Annotated in this window: 12 protein-coding genes; 11 read left to right on the forward strand and 1 reads right to left on the reverse strand. The window is 42.5% G+C overall.

Annotation, left to right across the window (positions count from 1 at the left end; translation table 11 throughout):
- From PJIAN_RS05405 to PJIAN_RS05445, 9 genes are all read left to right on the forward strand, one after another.
- A complete protein-coding gene (locus tag PJIAN_RS05405; RefSeq protein WP_068702873.1) occupies positions 1-708 on the forward strand; it encodes a GntR family transcriptional regulator in 708 nt (235 codons plus the stop codon).
- Between the two features lie 183 nt (positions 709-891).
- A complete protein-coding gene (uxaC, locus tag PJIAN_RS05410) occupies positions 892-2,298 on the forward strand; it encodes a glucuronate isomerase (RefSeq protein WP_068702875.1) in 1,407 nt (468 codons plus the stop codon).
- 168 nt (positions 2,299-2,466) lie between these two features.
- Positions 2,467-3,510, forward strand: coding sequence for a sugar kinase (locus PJIAN_RS05415; RefSeq protein ID WP_068703217.1), 1,044 nt, complete (start codon positions 2,467-2,469; stop codon positions 3,508-3,510).
- A gap of 97 nt (positions 3,511-3,607) precedes the next feature.
- Positions 3,608-4,276: a bifunctional 4-hydroxy-2-oxoglutarate aldolase/2-dehydro-3-deoxy-phosphogluconate aldolase gene (locus tag PJIAN_RS05420; RefSeq protein WP_068702881.1), complete on the forward strand. Its 669-nt coding sequence runs from the start codon at positions 3,608-3,610 to the stop codon at positions 4,274-4,276.
- 67 nt (positions 4,277-4,343) lie between these two features.
- Entirely contained in the window at positions 4,344-5,864 is a 1,521-nt protein-coding gene (locus tag PJIAN_RS05425) for an MFS transporter (protein ID WP_068702883.1), read from the forward strand.
- 165 nt (positions 5,865-6,029) lie between these two features.
- Positions 6,030-7,277, forward strand: coding sequence for a type IX secretion system plug protein (locus PJIAN_RS05430; RefSeq protein ID WP_084252285.1), 1,248 nt, complete (start codon positions 6,030-6,032; stop codon positions 7,275-7,277).
- Between the two features lie 634 nt (positions 7,278-7,911).
- On the forward strand, positions 7,912-8,694 hold the full coding sequence (gene tatC, locus PJIAN_RS05435) for a twin-arginine translocase subunit TatC (RefSeq protein ID WP_068702887.1): 783 nt from the start codon (positions 7,912-7,914) through the stop codon (positions 8,692-8,694).
- Positions 8,695-8,709: 15 nt separating this feature from the next.
- Complete coding sequence (locus PJIAN_RS05440; RefSeq protein ID WP_068702889.1) at positions 8,710-9,885, forward strand: THUMP-like domain-containing protein; 1,176 nt, start codon at positions 8,710-8,712, stop codon at positions 9,883-9,885.
- Between the two features lie 360 nt (positions 9,886-10,245).
- The gene (locus PJIAN_RS05445) at positions 10,246-10,893 is read left to right on the forward strand and encodes a carbohydrate-binding family 9-like protein (protein WP_068702894.1); all 648 of its coding nucleotides are present in this window, start codon (positions 10,246-10,248) and stop codon (positions 10,891-10,893) included.
- Positions 10,894-11,164: 271 nt separating this feature from the next.
- Here the strand turns inward: PJIAN_RS05445 and PJIAN_RS05450 are convergent, their stop codons facing one another.
- Positions 11,165-11,929 (reverse strand): hypothetical protein, encoded by a 765-nt coding sequence (locus PJIAN_RS05450; protein WP_068702895.1) that lies wholly within the window; start codon positions 11,927-11,929, stop codon positions 11,165-11,167.
- 494 nt (positions 11,930-12,423) lie between these two features.
- Between PJIAN_RS05450 and fabD the strand changes: the two genes are divergently transcribed.
- Both fabD and PJIAN_RS05460 read left to right on the forward strand, forming a co-directional pair.
- Entirely contained in the window at positions 12,424-13,296 is an 873-nt protein-coding gene (gene fabD / locus PJIAN_RS05455; protein WP_068702897.1) for an ACP S-malonyltransferase, read from the forward strand.
- 683 nt (positions 13,297-13,979) lie between these two features.
- Positions 13,980-15,371 (forward strand): type III PLP-dependent enzyme domain-containing protein, encoded by a 1,392-nt coding sequence (locus tag PJIAN_RS05460; protein WP_068702899.1) that lies wholly within the window; start codon positions 13,980-13,982, stop codon positions 15,369-15,371.
- Positions 15,372-15,379 lie beyond the last annotated feature (8 nt).

Here is a 15,379-nt window from a genome sequence, read left to right on the forward strand (position 1 = left end):
ATGGCAGAACTTCCTGAACATAAAAAACTATATGAAGCGCTTCGAAGGCTGATAAGTGACGGCGTGTATGCTGAAGGTGATTTACTTCCTTCGGAGAATGAACTGAGTTCAGTGCATGGTGTGGCGCGCCATACGGTTCGAAAAGCGCTGGATCGTCTGGTGGTGGATGGCTATATTCTGAAACATCAGGGGAAGGGTAGCGTTGTGAAAGGAGTGCCAAAGGGTATCGGTATTCTGTCGTTGATGAGTACGACGTCGGCCGTGGGCGATAACATTCTGACGACGAAAATTATCGGTCGGCCGGAAGTGAGAGCCTGGAAAGAGGCGTTTACTTTTGAGTTGAGCGATGTGGAAAAAGAGGTCGGTTGTATTTATTTCGAACGGCTGCGGTCGCTCAACGGGAAGCCGGTGTTTTATGATATTACCATGTTGCCAAATCTGAATTTTCCCCGTTTTACTTCATTGAATCTGGAAAATAAATCGTTGTTTGATGTGTTGCGTACCAAATATCAGATAGAGGTTACGGGTGGCGTGCAGCAAATCTTTGCTATTAAGGCGGATGCAAAATTGCAGGAGCATTTTCGCGTGAGACCCGGGCATCCTGTGTTGCGCTTGAATCGTAAGCTGAACACGAATAAAATGGGAGTCTATATTTATAGTCAGGTTTTCTGTATAACCGATGAACTTGGCTTGTCCGGTACTTTTTAATTCGCTTGATGCATTTCTGCCTTCTTTCCTGTGAGGAATTAAAATAAATTTTTTCGAGAAACGAAGTATGTTCTGAAATTTTATCCTTATCTTCGTGCTCGAACACGGTAAATGTGCTTGCGGTGCTAATGCATTGATAATTAGAATCTAATTATAATACCAAATAATACAAACAGAATACGTATGAAAGCTTTCATGGACAAAGACTTCATGCTCGACAACGAAACAGCGCAACAACTGTATCATGAGCATGCGGCTAAAATGCCGATTATTGACTATCACTGTCACCTTAACCCTGAATTTATTGCGAAAGACCGCCAGTTTGATAACCTGGGCCAAATTTGGCTCGAAGGCGACCACTACAAATGGCGTGCTATGCGTACCAACGGTATTGAAGAACGCTTCTGCACCGGAAAAGATACTACCGACTGGGAAAAATTTGAAAAATGGGCAGCTACGGTTCCTTACACCATGCGTAACCCGCTTTACCACTGGACTCACCTCGAACTCCGTTCGGTTTTCGGTGTCAACACGCTGCTTAAACCCGAAACTGCCAAAGAAATCTTCGACGAATGTACTGCTAAGCTGCGTACTCCCGAGTTTTCTGCACGTGGCCTGATGAAACGCTGCAACGTAAAGGTTGTTTGTACCACCGATGATCCTGTTGATTCTCTCGAATATCATATTGCTCTGAAAAACGAAGGCTTTGAAGTGAAAGTTCTTCCTACCTGGCGTCCTGACAAAGCAATGGCAGTAGAGAGCCCTGCTAATTTCCGTGCTTATATCGAAAAGCTGGCTGCTGTTTCCGGAGTTTCTATCTCCAAATTTGCCGATGTAATCGAAGCGTTGCGCGTACGCCATAAATTCTTCGAATCGGTAGGCTGTAAACTGAGCGACCACGGTATCGAAGAATTCTATGCCGAAGATTATACTCAGGCCGAAATCGATGCCATCTTCAACAAAGTGTATGGTGGCAAAGAGTTGACCAAAGAAGAAATTGTAAAATTCAAATCGGCAATGTTGGTTGAATTTGCGGTGATGGATTGGGAAACAGGTTGGACACAACAATTCCACTACGGTGCAATTCGTGATAACAACAGCCGTTTGTTCAAAAGTTTAGGTGCTGATACCGGTTTCGATTCAATCGGTGACTTTACAGTTGCCAAAGCGATGTCGAAATTCCTCAATCGTCTTGATACTGACAACAAGCTGGCCAAAACAATCCTATACAACCTCAATCCACGCGACAACGATTTGATTACTACCATGATCGGCAATTTCCAGGATGGTAGTGTTGCCGGTAAAATTCAGTTCGGTTCAGGCTGGTGGTTCCTCGATCAGGAAATCGGCATGACTGCTCAAATGAACTCACTCTCCGTTTTAGGTCTGTTGAGCCGTTTCGTAGGTATGCTGACCGACTCCCGCAGCTTCCTTTCTTACCCTCGTCACGAATATTTCCGTCGTATCCTGTGTAACCTCATTGGTACAGACGTAGAAAAAGGTAAGTTACCGGCAAGCGAACTGGCATTTTTGGGTCAGATGGTAGAAGATATCAGCTACAACAACGCTAATAACTTCTTCAAATTCTGATTTATCGCTGAAAGCAATGTAAAGAAACTGTAAGCATTCAAAAGCTGAACAATTCTAATAATGTGATGGTTCTTTGTAACAATCTGTTATTGCTTAATTGGGAAAAAAGCAGTTTCTTTGCATTCGCAAAATTGGCAGACCAATTTAATCAAATACACAATCAATACAATGAGTAAGAAAATTGTAACTTTTGGAGAGATTATGCTTCGTTTGGCCACTCCGGGCTACGAACGTTTTTGTCAGGCAACACACCTCAATTCTACTTTTGGTGGTGGAGAAGCTAATGTTGCCGTATCTTTGGCTAACTACGGAATGGACGCTCAGTTCGTTACCCGTTTGCCTAAAAATGACATCGCAGAGTGGTGTTTAAGCGAATTGCACAAGTATGGCGTTAAAACCGATAATGTAGTGCGTGGTGGTGACCGTGTAGGTATCTATTTCCTCGAAACCGGTGCTGTGGCACGTGCAAGCAAAGTGGTTTACGACCGTGCTCACTCTTCAATTGCCGAAGTTACCCCGGGTATGATTAACTGGGAAGAGGTATTGAAAGGTGCCGACTGGTTCCACTGGACAGGCATCACTCCGGCTCTTTCGCAGGGTGCTGCCGATGCTTGCCTAGAAGCTATCAAAGTGGCCAACAAATTAGGCGTTCCCGTTTCATGTGACCTGAACTACCGTAAGAACCTCTGGAAATACGGCAAAACAGCATCGGAAGTTATGCCTGCATTGGTTGAAGGTTGCGACGTTATCCTTGGTAACGAAGAAGATGCAGAAAAAGTATTCGGTATCAAACCCGAAGGTTTTGATGTAGAACACACAGGTGGCGAGGTAAATGCAGCTGAATTCGAATCGGTTTGTACTCAAATGATGGCTAAATTTCCACGTGCTAAAAAAGTGATTATCACATTGCGTGGCTCTATCAATGCCAACCACAACACATGGAGAGGTTGCTTGTATTCTGAAGGTTCTCTGAAAGTATCCAAAGATTACGATATCACTCACATCGTTGACCGCGTAGGTGGTGGCGATTCGTTCATGGGTGGTTTGATCTACGGTTTGCTGACTTACACAAACGACGATCAGAAAGCACTTGAATTTGCAGTAGCAGCATCTTGCCTGAAACATACTATCTATGGCGACTTCAACCTGGTTACTGTTCCTGAAGTAGAAAACCTGATGAAAGGTGACGGCTCGGGACGTGTTTCAAGATAATTGACCATTTTTATTGACTATTCGTCTGAGTAAAAACAATGACTGAGATACGAGGAGTCAATCGTAAATTGTAAATGAATAAATCGTAAATACTATTATGGCAAGATTTTCAAAAATACAGGTTTTGGCTGCTATGAAAGAAACCGGCATGGTTCCGGTATTCTACAATAAGGATATTGAAGTGGCTAAAAACGTGCTCAAAGCATGTTATGAAGGTGGCGTTCGCGCTTTCGAATTTACAAACCGTGGCGACTTTGCTCACGAAGTATTTCGTGATTTGGTGAAGTTTGCTGCTGTAGAATGTCCCGAAATGATTTTGGGTATCGGTTCTATCGTAGATGCTCCTGCGGCAACGTTGTATATTCAGATGGGCGCTAACTTTATCGTGGGTCCGCTGTTCAATCCCGATGTGGCAAAAGTGGCAAACCGCCGTTTGGTACCGTACACTCCGGGTTGTGGCTCTGTGTCAGAAGTTGGTTTCGCTCAGGAACTGGGTTGTGACCTTTGTAAAGTATTCCCCGGCGATGTGTTGGGTACTAGCTTCGTAAAAGGTTTGAAAGCTCCGATGCCCTGGTCGCAACTGATGGTGACCGGCGGTGTAAAACCGGAAGAAGGAAACCTGAAAGGTTGGTTTGATGCAGGTGTTACCTGTGTAGGCATGGGATCAAATCTGTTTCCGGCCGATTTGATCAAAGCTCAGGATTGGGCTGGTATTACCAAACTTTGCAGCGATGCTTTGGCAATCATTAAAAAAGTTCGCAAATAATATTCTAAGCGGAAAGTGGTACTCCCATTTTCCGCTTTCACCTTTATACTTAAATCTATAAACAATTATGACTTCAGTTACTGAAAAAGTTGGAAAATACAGGTGGACGATTGCTGCTTTGCTTCTTTTTGCCACGACTGTGAACTACATGGACAGAAATGTGATCGGGTTCCTGAAAGATTATTTCTGCTCTCCTGAAGGATTTGGATGGAGTTCGACAGAATTCTCTACCCTTACTTCTGTCTTTACAGCATTCTACGCCGGTTTTACGCTGGTGGCAGGATGGATTATCGATAAAATCGGAACGAAAGTAGGCCTTGCAATTTCGCTGGTGGTGTGGTCAGTTGCCGGTATCGCAAGTTCTTTGATGGGTAAATCGCTTATTGCACATAGCATTGCACGAAGCATTTTCGGAGCAGGCGAAGCTGGAAACTTTCCGGCATCCATTAAAACAGTAGCTGAATGGTTCCCTAAAAAAGAGAGAGCACTTGCAACCGGGGTTTTTAACTCGGGATCTAATATCGGTGCTATGATTTGTGCTATTTTCGTTCCATGGTGTTTGCTCACCTGGGCAAGCGGCTCCGAGTTTCTCGGAAGCCTGCATGGATGGCAAATGGCTTTTATCATTACCGGTGTAATTGGTTTCCTTTGGCTGATTTTCTGGAGTATTTTCTATTCTACTCCTAAAAAGATGCTGGAAAAAGGGAAACTCGGACAGGCAGAATACGATTATATTCACAGCGACAAAGACGAACCAAAAGAAGACGATGACGCAGCTAACCATGGTCAGAAAATTTCATGGGGTAAAATGCTCGGATACCGTCAGACCTGGTCGTTTGTAGTTGGTAAGTTCCTGACCGATGGTATCTGGTGGTTCCTTTTGTTCTGGTTGCCAACTTACGTCAAACAACAGTTCTGCGTAGGTTTGAGCCCGGCAGAAACAGCTCAGCGTGTAATGATATCCAACTTTGTTGTGTTCGGTATTGCTATCATCGGTTCTGTTTACGGAGGTTCTATTCCAATGTCGTTTATGAACAAAGGATGGGCGGCATACAAAGCCCGTATGACTTCGATGTTGCTGATTGCTGTCGCTCCGTTGTCGTTGCTGCTTACTCAAACGATGGCCGGTTTCGGTATCGTTTACGGCATTGCCATTATTTGTATTGCAGGAGCTGCTCACCAGGCCTGGTCGGCTAACCTGTTTACAACTGTTTCTGATATGTTCCCGAAAAAAGCAGTTGGTACTGTAACCGGTATCGGTGCAGCATTTGGTGGTTTGGGCGGTGTTGCCGTTCAACAAATCGCAGGTCGCCTGGAAGACCATTATCGCGCCATTGGCGTTGGTTTGGCCAAGGCACAGGGTTTGATTCAGGAAACAGCTCAGATTCCGCTCGACAAAATCAAGATCGACAACCTGAAAGAAGTGGTTGTTAGTCCTCAGGCACTGGATCATGCAAAAGAATTGATCTCTTCTAATGTTTCTACAGCCTACGGAATTATGTTCGGAGTGTGTGCGTTTGCTTACCTGCTCGCTTTCCTGTGCATGAAACTTTTGGTTCCGAAGCACAAACCAATTACGGATTTGTAATTTTATTAAAGGATAATATGTTGAAGCTGCCGGTGATGAAAATGCCGGCAGCTTTTTTTGTGTTTTGTATTTTGATATGGCATAAATACCTTAATTTTGCAAAGATTGGATGATAATGGGGAGTCGGATACAGAACAGTAGTCTCATAATCTTAAACAGTGTCGGATGAAACGTCTTTTGCTTGTATGTTTTTTTGTAGCAACGCTATGTGTGTCAGCGCAGGAACACTACAGAACCATGCCGTTGGCTGAAAATATAAAGACTCTGCAGGTCGGTATTGACGGACAGAAGCTCTCTTTGCCGGTTATTCGCCTGGATGATACGGATCGGATCTGTGTGAAATTTGATGAGATGTCGCATGACCGGAAAAATTATTACTATTCAATTCGGCATTGCAATGCAGACTGGACACTCTCAAATATCACCGAAATGGAAGCCATTGACGGCTCATCCACCGGAACGATAAATGATTTTGAGTCCTCCTTCAATACCACCTTTTTGTATACTCACTATGCAATCAGGTTTCCAAACGATCAGGTGAAATTTAAGATTTCAGGGAATTACCGGGTGACCATCTACGAGGATAATAATCCCGATAAAGTAGTTGCTGTGGCGTGTTTCTCCGTGGTGGAACCGAAAGTGTCTATCGAAGGTACAATTCGAGGAAATACAGACATGGAGATTAACCGTCGTTACCAGCAGATCGATTTCTCTGTCGATAACAGCCGCTTTCCGATTAAAGACGTGTTCTCGGAACTGAAGATTTTGATTCGTCAAAATGGCAGATGCGATAATCAGGTGTTGGGGGTTCAGCCGTCTTATACGACCTCTTCCAAACAAAGCTATGTCAATAACCGTGCTTTGATTTTTGAAGGTGGCAATGAGTACCGGAACTTCGACTGCTCTTCCATCTATACCTTTGGCAATGGAGTGGATAATATTAAATATCATGCGCCGTATTACCATGCCACTTTGCTTCCGGACAACTCCAGGGCCGGAAAACCATATGAAAAGATTGAAGATGCAAATGGAAGATTCGTCATTAATCTGCAAAATGATGAAGCTGACTCTGTGAATGCGGATTATATGTTTGTGCATTTCACGATACCGACCGAGAAGCCCTTTTTTGACGGTTCTTTGTATGTTCTGGGCGATTTGAATTACAATCTTTTCGACCGGAGTGTGCGGATGGAGTATAATGCCCAGCACAGCGCTTATGAACAAACCGTTTTGCTAAAGCAGGGCGGCTACAACTATATGTATGCCTTTGTGAAAAAAGGGGAGACCTCGGGCTCCTTGCAGCCGATGGAAGGAAGTTTGTGGCAAACCCGCAACGAGTATGTGATTTATGCCTATTACCGTGGTTGGGGCGAGCGCTACGACAGATTAATTGGTATGCAGGTGGTTGAATAATAAGGCGATTTGCCGATCAACCCCCTTCAAACCCGCTTAAGCAATCTGCATAAAAATAGAACCGTATAGTTTTTATAATCGTTGGCAAAACCAGGCCCGAAGGGTAAACAAAGATACCAAACCGACGGAAAGCTGTTTGAGTGAGTAGGCCAACTACAGACATTTTATAATGAAGTCGTCTCGATTTTTTGTTAGATTATAATTTCGCTCCTATTGGAGCTCTTTGACACATCTTGATCAAGATTTTCTACCATAATATCGCTTCTCCGAAGCTAAAAAATGCTCCGATAGGAGCAAAATTATGGTAGAATTATTCAATGTTAACGATCAATAGCTCCGTTAGGAGCGTAATTATGAAAAGTCAAGATTCATGGCCGAGCGAACGAGTTCTTTTATGTGATATGTGTTTATTTTTTTAAGGACACATAGAACTCGTAACTCGTTACCGTCACTGTTTTTGCTTGCTTTTTGCGTCAAAAAGCAAGACCTGCCGCAGGCAAAGAACAAATTAAGAATGGTGAAGAATTGTTTTTTTTTGAATATCTGTGCTGCAACTGGTGCATAATTATAATATATTAATCCCTTGAGGCAAGCTAAATTGCAATGCTTGCGAAAGTTGAATAATAATGAGACTATGAGTGTGGAAAACGAAGAACAGGAAATGACGTTTTGGGACCATTTGGAAGCGTTGAGGTGGACGCTTTTCAGAGCGGTGGTAGCTATTGTGTTGATGATGGTGGCGGTTTTTTGTGCAAAAGAATGGGTGTTTGATGTCATATTTGCTCCAAAAAACTCCACATTCTACATGTACAAATGGCTGGATATCATTGGACAAAACCTGCATATTTCATCACTTCGTTTTGAGGATTTCAACCTAAAACTGGTCAATTACGAACTTACCGGCCAGTTTATGGTGCACCTTAACATCGCTTTCTGGCTGGGACTCATCCTCTCTCTTCCCTATATTGCATATGAATTGTGGCGTTTTGTGAGCCCGGCACTTTATCCGAACGAACGGCGTCCAATCGTGTGGACTTTTGTTTCCGGAGGCTTGCTTTTCTTTCTCGGAGTACTGATTTCTTATAGCTTGATATTCCCGATTGCGATACGCTTTTTCTTCACCTATCAGGTTAGTCCCGATATTGTAAATATGGTATCGCTGAGCTCTTATATCAGCCTGTTTACAACCACATTGATCTGTATCGGCGCAGTTTTCGAACTGCCGATTCTGGTTTACCTGCTTTCGAAGTTCGGTATTCTGAAACGTGAATTTATGCGTAAGTACCGCCGCCATGCAGTGGTAATTATTGCGATTCTGGCAGGTATTATCACACCGGCCGATCCTTTCTCAATGATTGCGGTATGTATTCCTCTCGTTCTGCTCTATGAGGCCAGTATTTACGTGTGTAAGAAATAATTCCGGCGTAGGCATATGATTCAACCGGACGAACAGCTAAAGTCTTTTATACGTCAACATGCCGATGATGATACTCATAAGCTGTTGCTTGCATCATCCCGATATCCGGGCATCGATGTGGAATTTGCTGTGCGACAGATAGAAGGCCGGTGTAAAGCGAAAGAGAAATTTCCCTCACTCGTAGAAAACGAAGATTTTATTTATCCGGTTAAGCTCTCGATGGAGCAATGTTCTTCGGAGCTGACGGCGCAATACAAAGCGTCATTGGTGGCAGGTCTTTCCGTTGCTGATCTGACAGGAGGTTTAGGGATTGACGCCATATTTATGTCTGCTCAGAGTGCGGGATATTGTTACGTAGAGCGTAATGTCGAATTAGAGCAAATAGCGGCTCATAATTTCAGCGTATGCGGAGCCGCGGTGAAATCTTATTGTGACGATGGTATTGAGTTTCTGGCGAAGGCGAATCGTCGTTTCGATTGCATCTATATTGATCCGGCTCGTCGCGATGGAAATAAAAACAAAGTGATCCGACTGGGCGATTGCGAACCCGATGTGCCATCTGCTTTGTCCGTTTTATGGCAATATGCGGATAAAATTCTTGTCAAAGCCTCTCCCATGCTAGATATTACGCAAGCTGTGAAAGAGCTGGGTTGTGTGAGCCGGGTGCACGTGGTTGCCGTGAAAAATGAATGTAAGGAACTGCTTTTTGAATGCAGCCCGGGTGCTACATCATATTCCATCACTTGCGCGAATCTGGATGCGGAGCGTCACTCTTCATTTTCTTTCACTCCGGAAGAAGAATCGCAGTCTGTCGTCGATTTTGCGGAAACTCTTTCTGCTTATCTCTATGAACCGAATGCGGCTATTATGAAAGCCGGTGCTTTTCGGTTGACAGGCAAGCGTTTCGGCCTGAATAAATTGCATCCCGATACGCACCTTTATACTTCGGATGTGTTGCTGTCCGACTTTCCCGGGAGGGTATTCCGTATTGTGTCTTCCGGTGCGATGAATAAGCAAACGATGAGGGAAAATCTGTCGGATAGGAAAGCGAATATTGCGGTGCGTAATTTCCCCTCGAAACCCGAAGAAATCAGGAAGAAGTTTGGCTTGTCTGATGGAGGATCTGTTTATTTGTTTGCTGTGACGATGTTTGGAGGCAGAAAACAGGCGATTTTTTGTCAAAAAGACTAATTTAGTCATAATACTTTATCTTTTCTTATTCACAAAAAGCCACTTTTTTTTTAGCTAAAAAAATTGTATCATTGCATATCTGTTTCTCAACAATATTTAGAAGTCATCTTGACTTTTTGTTTTGTGACCCCCAACCCCCAAAATGGGGGCTGTAACTTTGTATAATGTGCAATTTTTTCTTGTTTTGAGAACGAATTCCTCCCCATTTAGGGGAGGTTAGGAGGGGTCGGAAGGTGAAATTGAGAATAAAATATAGTGCCTAAGAAAAGCCCTGACGAGTTCTTATTGTGCAGAACAGATAATTAATTCGATGATAATTTTTTATCTGATTGTGTGTTAGGTATTTAAAATGTGGAGGCGATGAAGACAATTAATGTTCCCTATGTAGATCGTTTGGATGATGCATCCATAGAGTCGGTAGCCGATATTCTTACGGAAGAAGGCAGTGCCGGAAGTATCGACAGTATAAACTGGCCGGAACGATATCCCTATAAACCAATTACTTCATTCCGCATTGCGCGTTCCGCATCTGCAATATGTATAAAATATACGGTCTGTGGCAATGTTCTTTGCGCAGTTTATAGCAAAGATCAGCAGCCGGTATGGAAAGACAGTTGCGTGGAATTTTTCTGCAAAAGAGCCGATCAGAATGGTTACATGAATTTTGAATTCAATTGTATCGGTACCTGCTATTCTGCCAAACATATTACCCGTCATGAGTCGGAGTTGCGCACTCCGGAAGAGTTGCAACAGATCTTGCGTTATCCCTCTATCGGTACAAAAGCTTTTCAGGAACTGGAAGGCATGTTCGAATGGGAGCTCACAGTTGCCATTCCATTCTCGCTACTTGGTATTGATCCTGAAAATTTACCCGAAAAGATATTGGGTAACTTCTACAAGTGTGCCGATGATACAGCCTTTCAGCACTATTTAAGCTGGAATCCAATCACAACACCTGCGCCCGATTTTCATCGCCCTGAATTTTTTGGAGAACTGAAATTGGTTTAATTTATGCTTGCGACGCTGTTGTTGATATCGTGCGTCAGCTACTTCAATCTATTTTGCATGCTCTGGGAAAGGGTGCAGCGAACCAACGGTCAACGACAGCAAGGTGCTATTTTTAAATCGCTGAGAGTTATTACATGCGAGTCGGAGCTCGCATCACCCAATAACAACTTGCCTCAGATTTCAATCATTATTTTAATCATCACTCCGACGTAGGCCAGAGCCATACGCCGAACCTGAATCGGCTAACGCTACAATGTGCGGGTTTGGCAATTTATTCGTTCATAAAGTCATCAACAAGATATTGTCTTATTCTCTGACTGTATACTTTCTCTGCAGCTGTGAGTTTCGCCTGAGCTTGATCGAAATTTAGCATTTTCGTATTCTCTTTATATTCTCTATCAGAAATCTTTTTCAGATAGTTTTGCTTCATTAGATTTATAATTTTGAAGTCAATGGTAATGGCATTCTTTAGTGGTGTAGACAAATTATCTTTTCTTGAAGTCAAACCAATATCTAAAATGTTGAATTGGTAGTTTGGATAAGTTGTATGCATTTCTCCATAGTCATAAGAAATTTTGTCATCATTTTTTCTTTTTATGAAGCCATCAAAATATACTGTAGAATAGTCTGATATTCCTTTTAATTTGTTGTACAGTGAGTCAGAGTCTTTCTTTTCTGTCTTTATATTGTAGGTGCAAAAGAATGATACCTCTCTGTATTGTTCTGGTTTGTAATTTATTGAAAAAGTTATTTGAGTAAAATCACCTACTTCATTCGTTTTAATATCTTTTATCTCACCTTTCCAATTTACAAAAATTCCAATAGAGTCAATTAAATGAGCTAATTGAGTCTCGAACTTTTCATTGAATTCCTTCCTTTGAATATCATTTGTTTGCAATGATTCTAAATTGTTTTGTGCACTCAAAAACTTGTCAAAAATGTCCTGTTGTAGGTTTTCGAAATTTTTTTTGGTTTGTATGTTACAACTGTTTGATAACAGGACCCAAAAAAATAATAAAATAATTTTTGTTTTCATGTTCAGATATTTTTGTTGTTTCTTATCGTTAGAGGTCGATTTTGTGGGGGTTAAAAGCTTTGATTTATACCTTTGAAATTTAATTCCGTTCTTTTTAATGGCTCGTTGCTACCACTCGGTTTGCCCACACGATGAAATAGAGGAAGAGAGGAGCCTTATTTTTCGGTCCAAACGGCGATAAAATTTTCCGTTCCAAATCTACGAAAATCCTTCCAAAATACACTAATTAGCTTAAATAATATTTTATATATATGAGCTGATAGGTGTGTCCTAAGATTGATGCTGCTCAGGCGATGCAGAGATTCGCTTCCTATTAAAGAAAAATCCGTATCTTTGTGCCGCTTTCGGGTTGGACAGAAAAAGGCGCTGTTTTAGCGTCTGTGTTATTCTGTATTTGCCTGTTGCATAAATAAATAACTTTAGCCTACCGTGCTTCTTGACGGTTTGATCCGAAGAGAAAGCACCTAATCTAAACTTAAGAAAATTATCATAGTATGAAAAAAGCTTATGTATTTCCCGGTCAGGGTGCCCAGTTCGTAGGAATGGGTAAGGATTTGTATGATAACAATCCTTTGGCAAAGGAACTTTTTGAAAAAGCAAATGAAATTCTGGGATTCCGTATCACAGATTTAATGTTTGCAGGAACTGACGAAGATTTGCGTCAGACAAAAGTAACGCAACCTGCAATTTTCCTTCATTCTGTTATTCTGGCGAAAACCCTTGGTGCAGAATTTGCTCCGGAAATGACTGCCGGTCACTCTTTGGGCGAATTTTCAGCATTGGTTGCAGCAGGTGCTCTTTCATTCGAAGATGGATTGAAACTGGTTTCTGCCCGTGCTCAGGCTATGCAGAAAGCTTGCGAAAAACAACCTTCTACAATGGCCGCTGTTCTTGGTCTTGAAGACGCTAAAGTGGAAGAAATTTGTGCTTCGGTTGAAGGCGTTGTGGTTCCTGCTAACTATAACTGTCCGGGTCAGTTGGTTATTTCCGGTGAAGTGGAAGCAATCCAGACAGCTTGCGAGTTGCTGAAAGCTGCCGGTGCCAAACGTGCTTTGGTTCTTTCGGTTGGTGGTGCATTCCACTCTCCGTTGATGGAACCGGCTCGTGTTGAACTCGAAGAAGCTATTGCCCGTACACAGTTCTCAGCTCCGGTTTGCCCTGTTTACCAGAATGTAAACGCTCAGCCTCAGACAGATCCTGAAGTAATCAAACAAAACCTGATTGCGCAGTTGACCTCTCCGGTACGCTGGACACAAACCGTTCAGAATATGATAGCTGACGGCGCAGGCTGGTTCCGTGAACTCGGCCCCGGCACAGTTCTTCAGGGTCTTGTGAAGAAAATCAACAAAGAAGTTGAAACTTGCTAAGATACGGTAGTTAACGTATACGTCCGAAAGGGGAAAATGTGGTTTTATCCGCATTTTCCCCTTTTTTGTTGTCAGTTAGAGGTTTGCTGTGGATGGGTTTCGATACTAACCATGGAGTGGTGGCTTATTTAGCTCTGCCGATTTTCAATTCAGCCCAACGTAAAGCGAAGCGAAACGTTGGGTTTCCTGATAAAGCAGATTTTGAGCCCTGTAAGGGCGATTTAAGCCGTCCTTACAGGACTTAAATCTGTTTGTTCGCATTGTACCCAAGGCTTCGCCATTGGGCTGAAGTAAATATGACTTTCAGTCAATTAAGGACTTAGCAGTCCCATCGTGCCGGGTGCTCAACTTCCGATCCGAAGGGGCGAATGTTACAGAGGAGTTAGATGGAATTTAAGTGTGAATTGTTTGTTATGCAGGGTTTTGTAATATACACTCCGAATGCGCTATGATTTTTTATAAATGTTATTCGATTTGACTTGTTATTTTAAATAAGCTAATGAACTGAATCCGATAATATTTTGTACTTTTGTAGCCCAATTTTAGTCGGTGGATTTCTTTTTGTGAAATCCGTGTGAGTTAGATTGGATTTTTTTTATCAATCCAAGTGAGTTGGATTTTCTGTTTGTTATTTATAAATTGTCTTTTTATTTTATTTATTCTTTTAGAGAATTGATATTCGGATGAAAAACAAGTATGTCGATTTAATTGAACAATCCTTCGAATTCCCAAACGAAGAGTTTACTGTAGAGGATAACGAACTCTACTGGTATGGTGTTCCTCTGATGGATCTTATCAAGCAGTACGGAACTCCGCTGCGCGTTAGTTACCTGCCAAGCATTGCCAAGAAGATACAGCGGGCGCGCCGTATGTTTAACGTGGCAATGGCAAAGGTGGATTACAATGCGGATTATCACTATTGTTATTGTACCAAGAGTTCGCATTTCTCTTTTGTGATGGAAGAGGTGCTGAAGCACGGAGTTCACATTGAGACTTCATCGGCTTTTGATATAAACATTCTGGAATCTTTGTTTGAATCCGGACAACTTAAACCTGACACATTTGTGATATGTAATGGATTTAAACGTCCTCATTATGTTGAGAACATCCAGAATCTGATAAATCTTGGTTTTGAAAATGTAGTTCCGGTACTTGATAACAAGTTCGAACTGGACTTGTTACTCAATGAGTTTGAACCTCAATTCAAAGTAGGTATCCGAATTGCTTCGGAAGAAGAACCCAAGTTTGATTTCTATACATCACGATTGGGTATCCGCTATAATGACATCATTCCTTATTATTGTGAAAAGATTCAGAACAATCCTCAGGTGGAGCTCAAAATGCTTCATTTCTTTATCAATACGGGAATAAAAGATACGGCTTACTACTGGAATGAACTGAACAAGGCGGTCAATCTTTATTGCGAAATGAAGAAGATATGTCCGTCGCTCGACAGTCTGAATATCGGTGGTGGCTTCCCCATTCAGGCACACCTCGACTTCGTTTACGATTATGATTACATGGCCGAAGAAATCGTCGCTCAGATCAAAGCAATCTGTACACAAAACGAGGTGCCAGAGCCACATATCTTTACCGAATTCGGTTCGTATACTGTCGGCGAAAGCGGCGCAATGCTCTATTCTATCGTCAACCAGAAGCAGCAGAACGACCGTGAGTTGTGGAACATGATCGACAGTTCGTTTATGACAACGTTGCCCGATACCTGGGCCATCAACCAGCGTTACGTTTTCCTTGCCATCAATAACTGGGATTCTGAATATCAGCGCGTTCACCTGGGTGGATTAACCTGCGACAGCGAAGATTTCTATAATGCGGAGGCTCATTCGAATGCGGTGTTCCTTCCGACAATGAAAGAAGATACCGAACAATACATCGGGTTCTTCCATATGGGAGCATATCAGGAATCACTCAGCGGGTTCGGAGGCATACAGCACTGTTTGATCCCGGCTCCGAAAGTGGTGGTGATTGATCTGGATGAAAACGGAGAATATGTTACTAAACTGTTTGCTAAAGAGCAAAGCTACAAATCGATGCTTAAAATTCTGGGCTATTAATAAGTTCT

The organism is Paludibacter jiangxiensis (assembly GCF_001618385.1).
GTDB classification, from domain to species: domain Bacteria; phylum Bacteroidota; class Bacteroidia; order Bacteroidales; family Paludibacteraceae; genus Microbacter; species Microbacter jiangxiensis.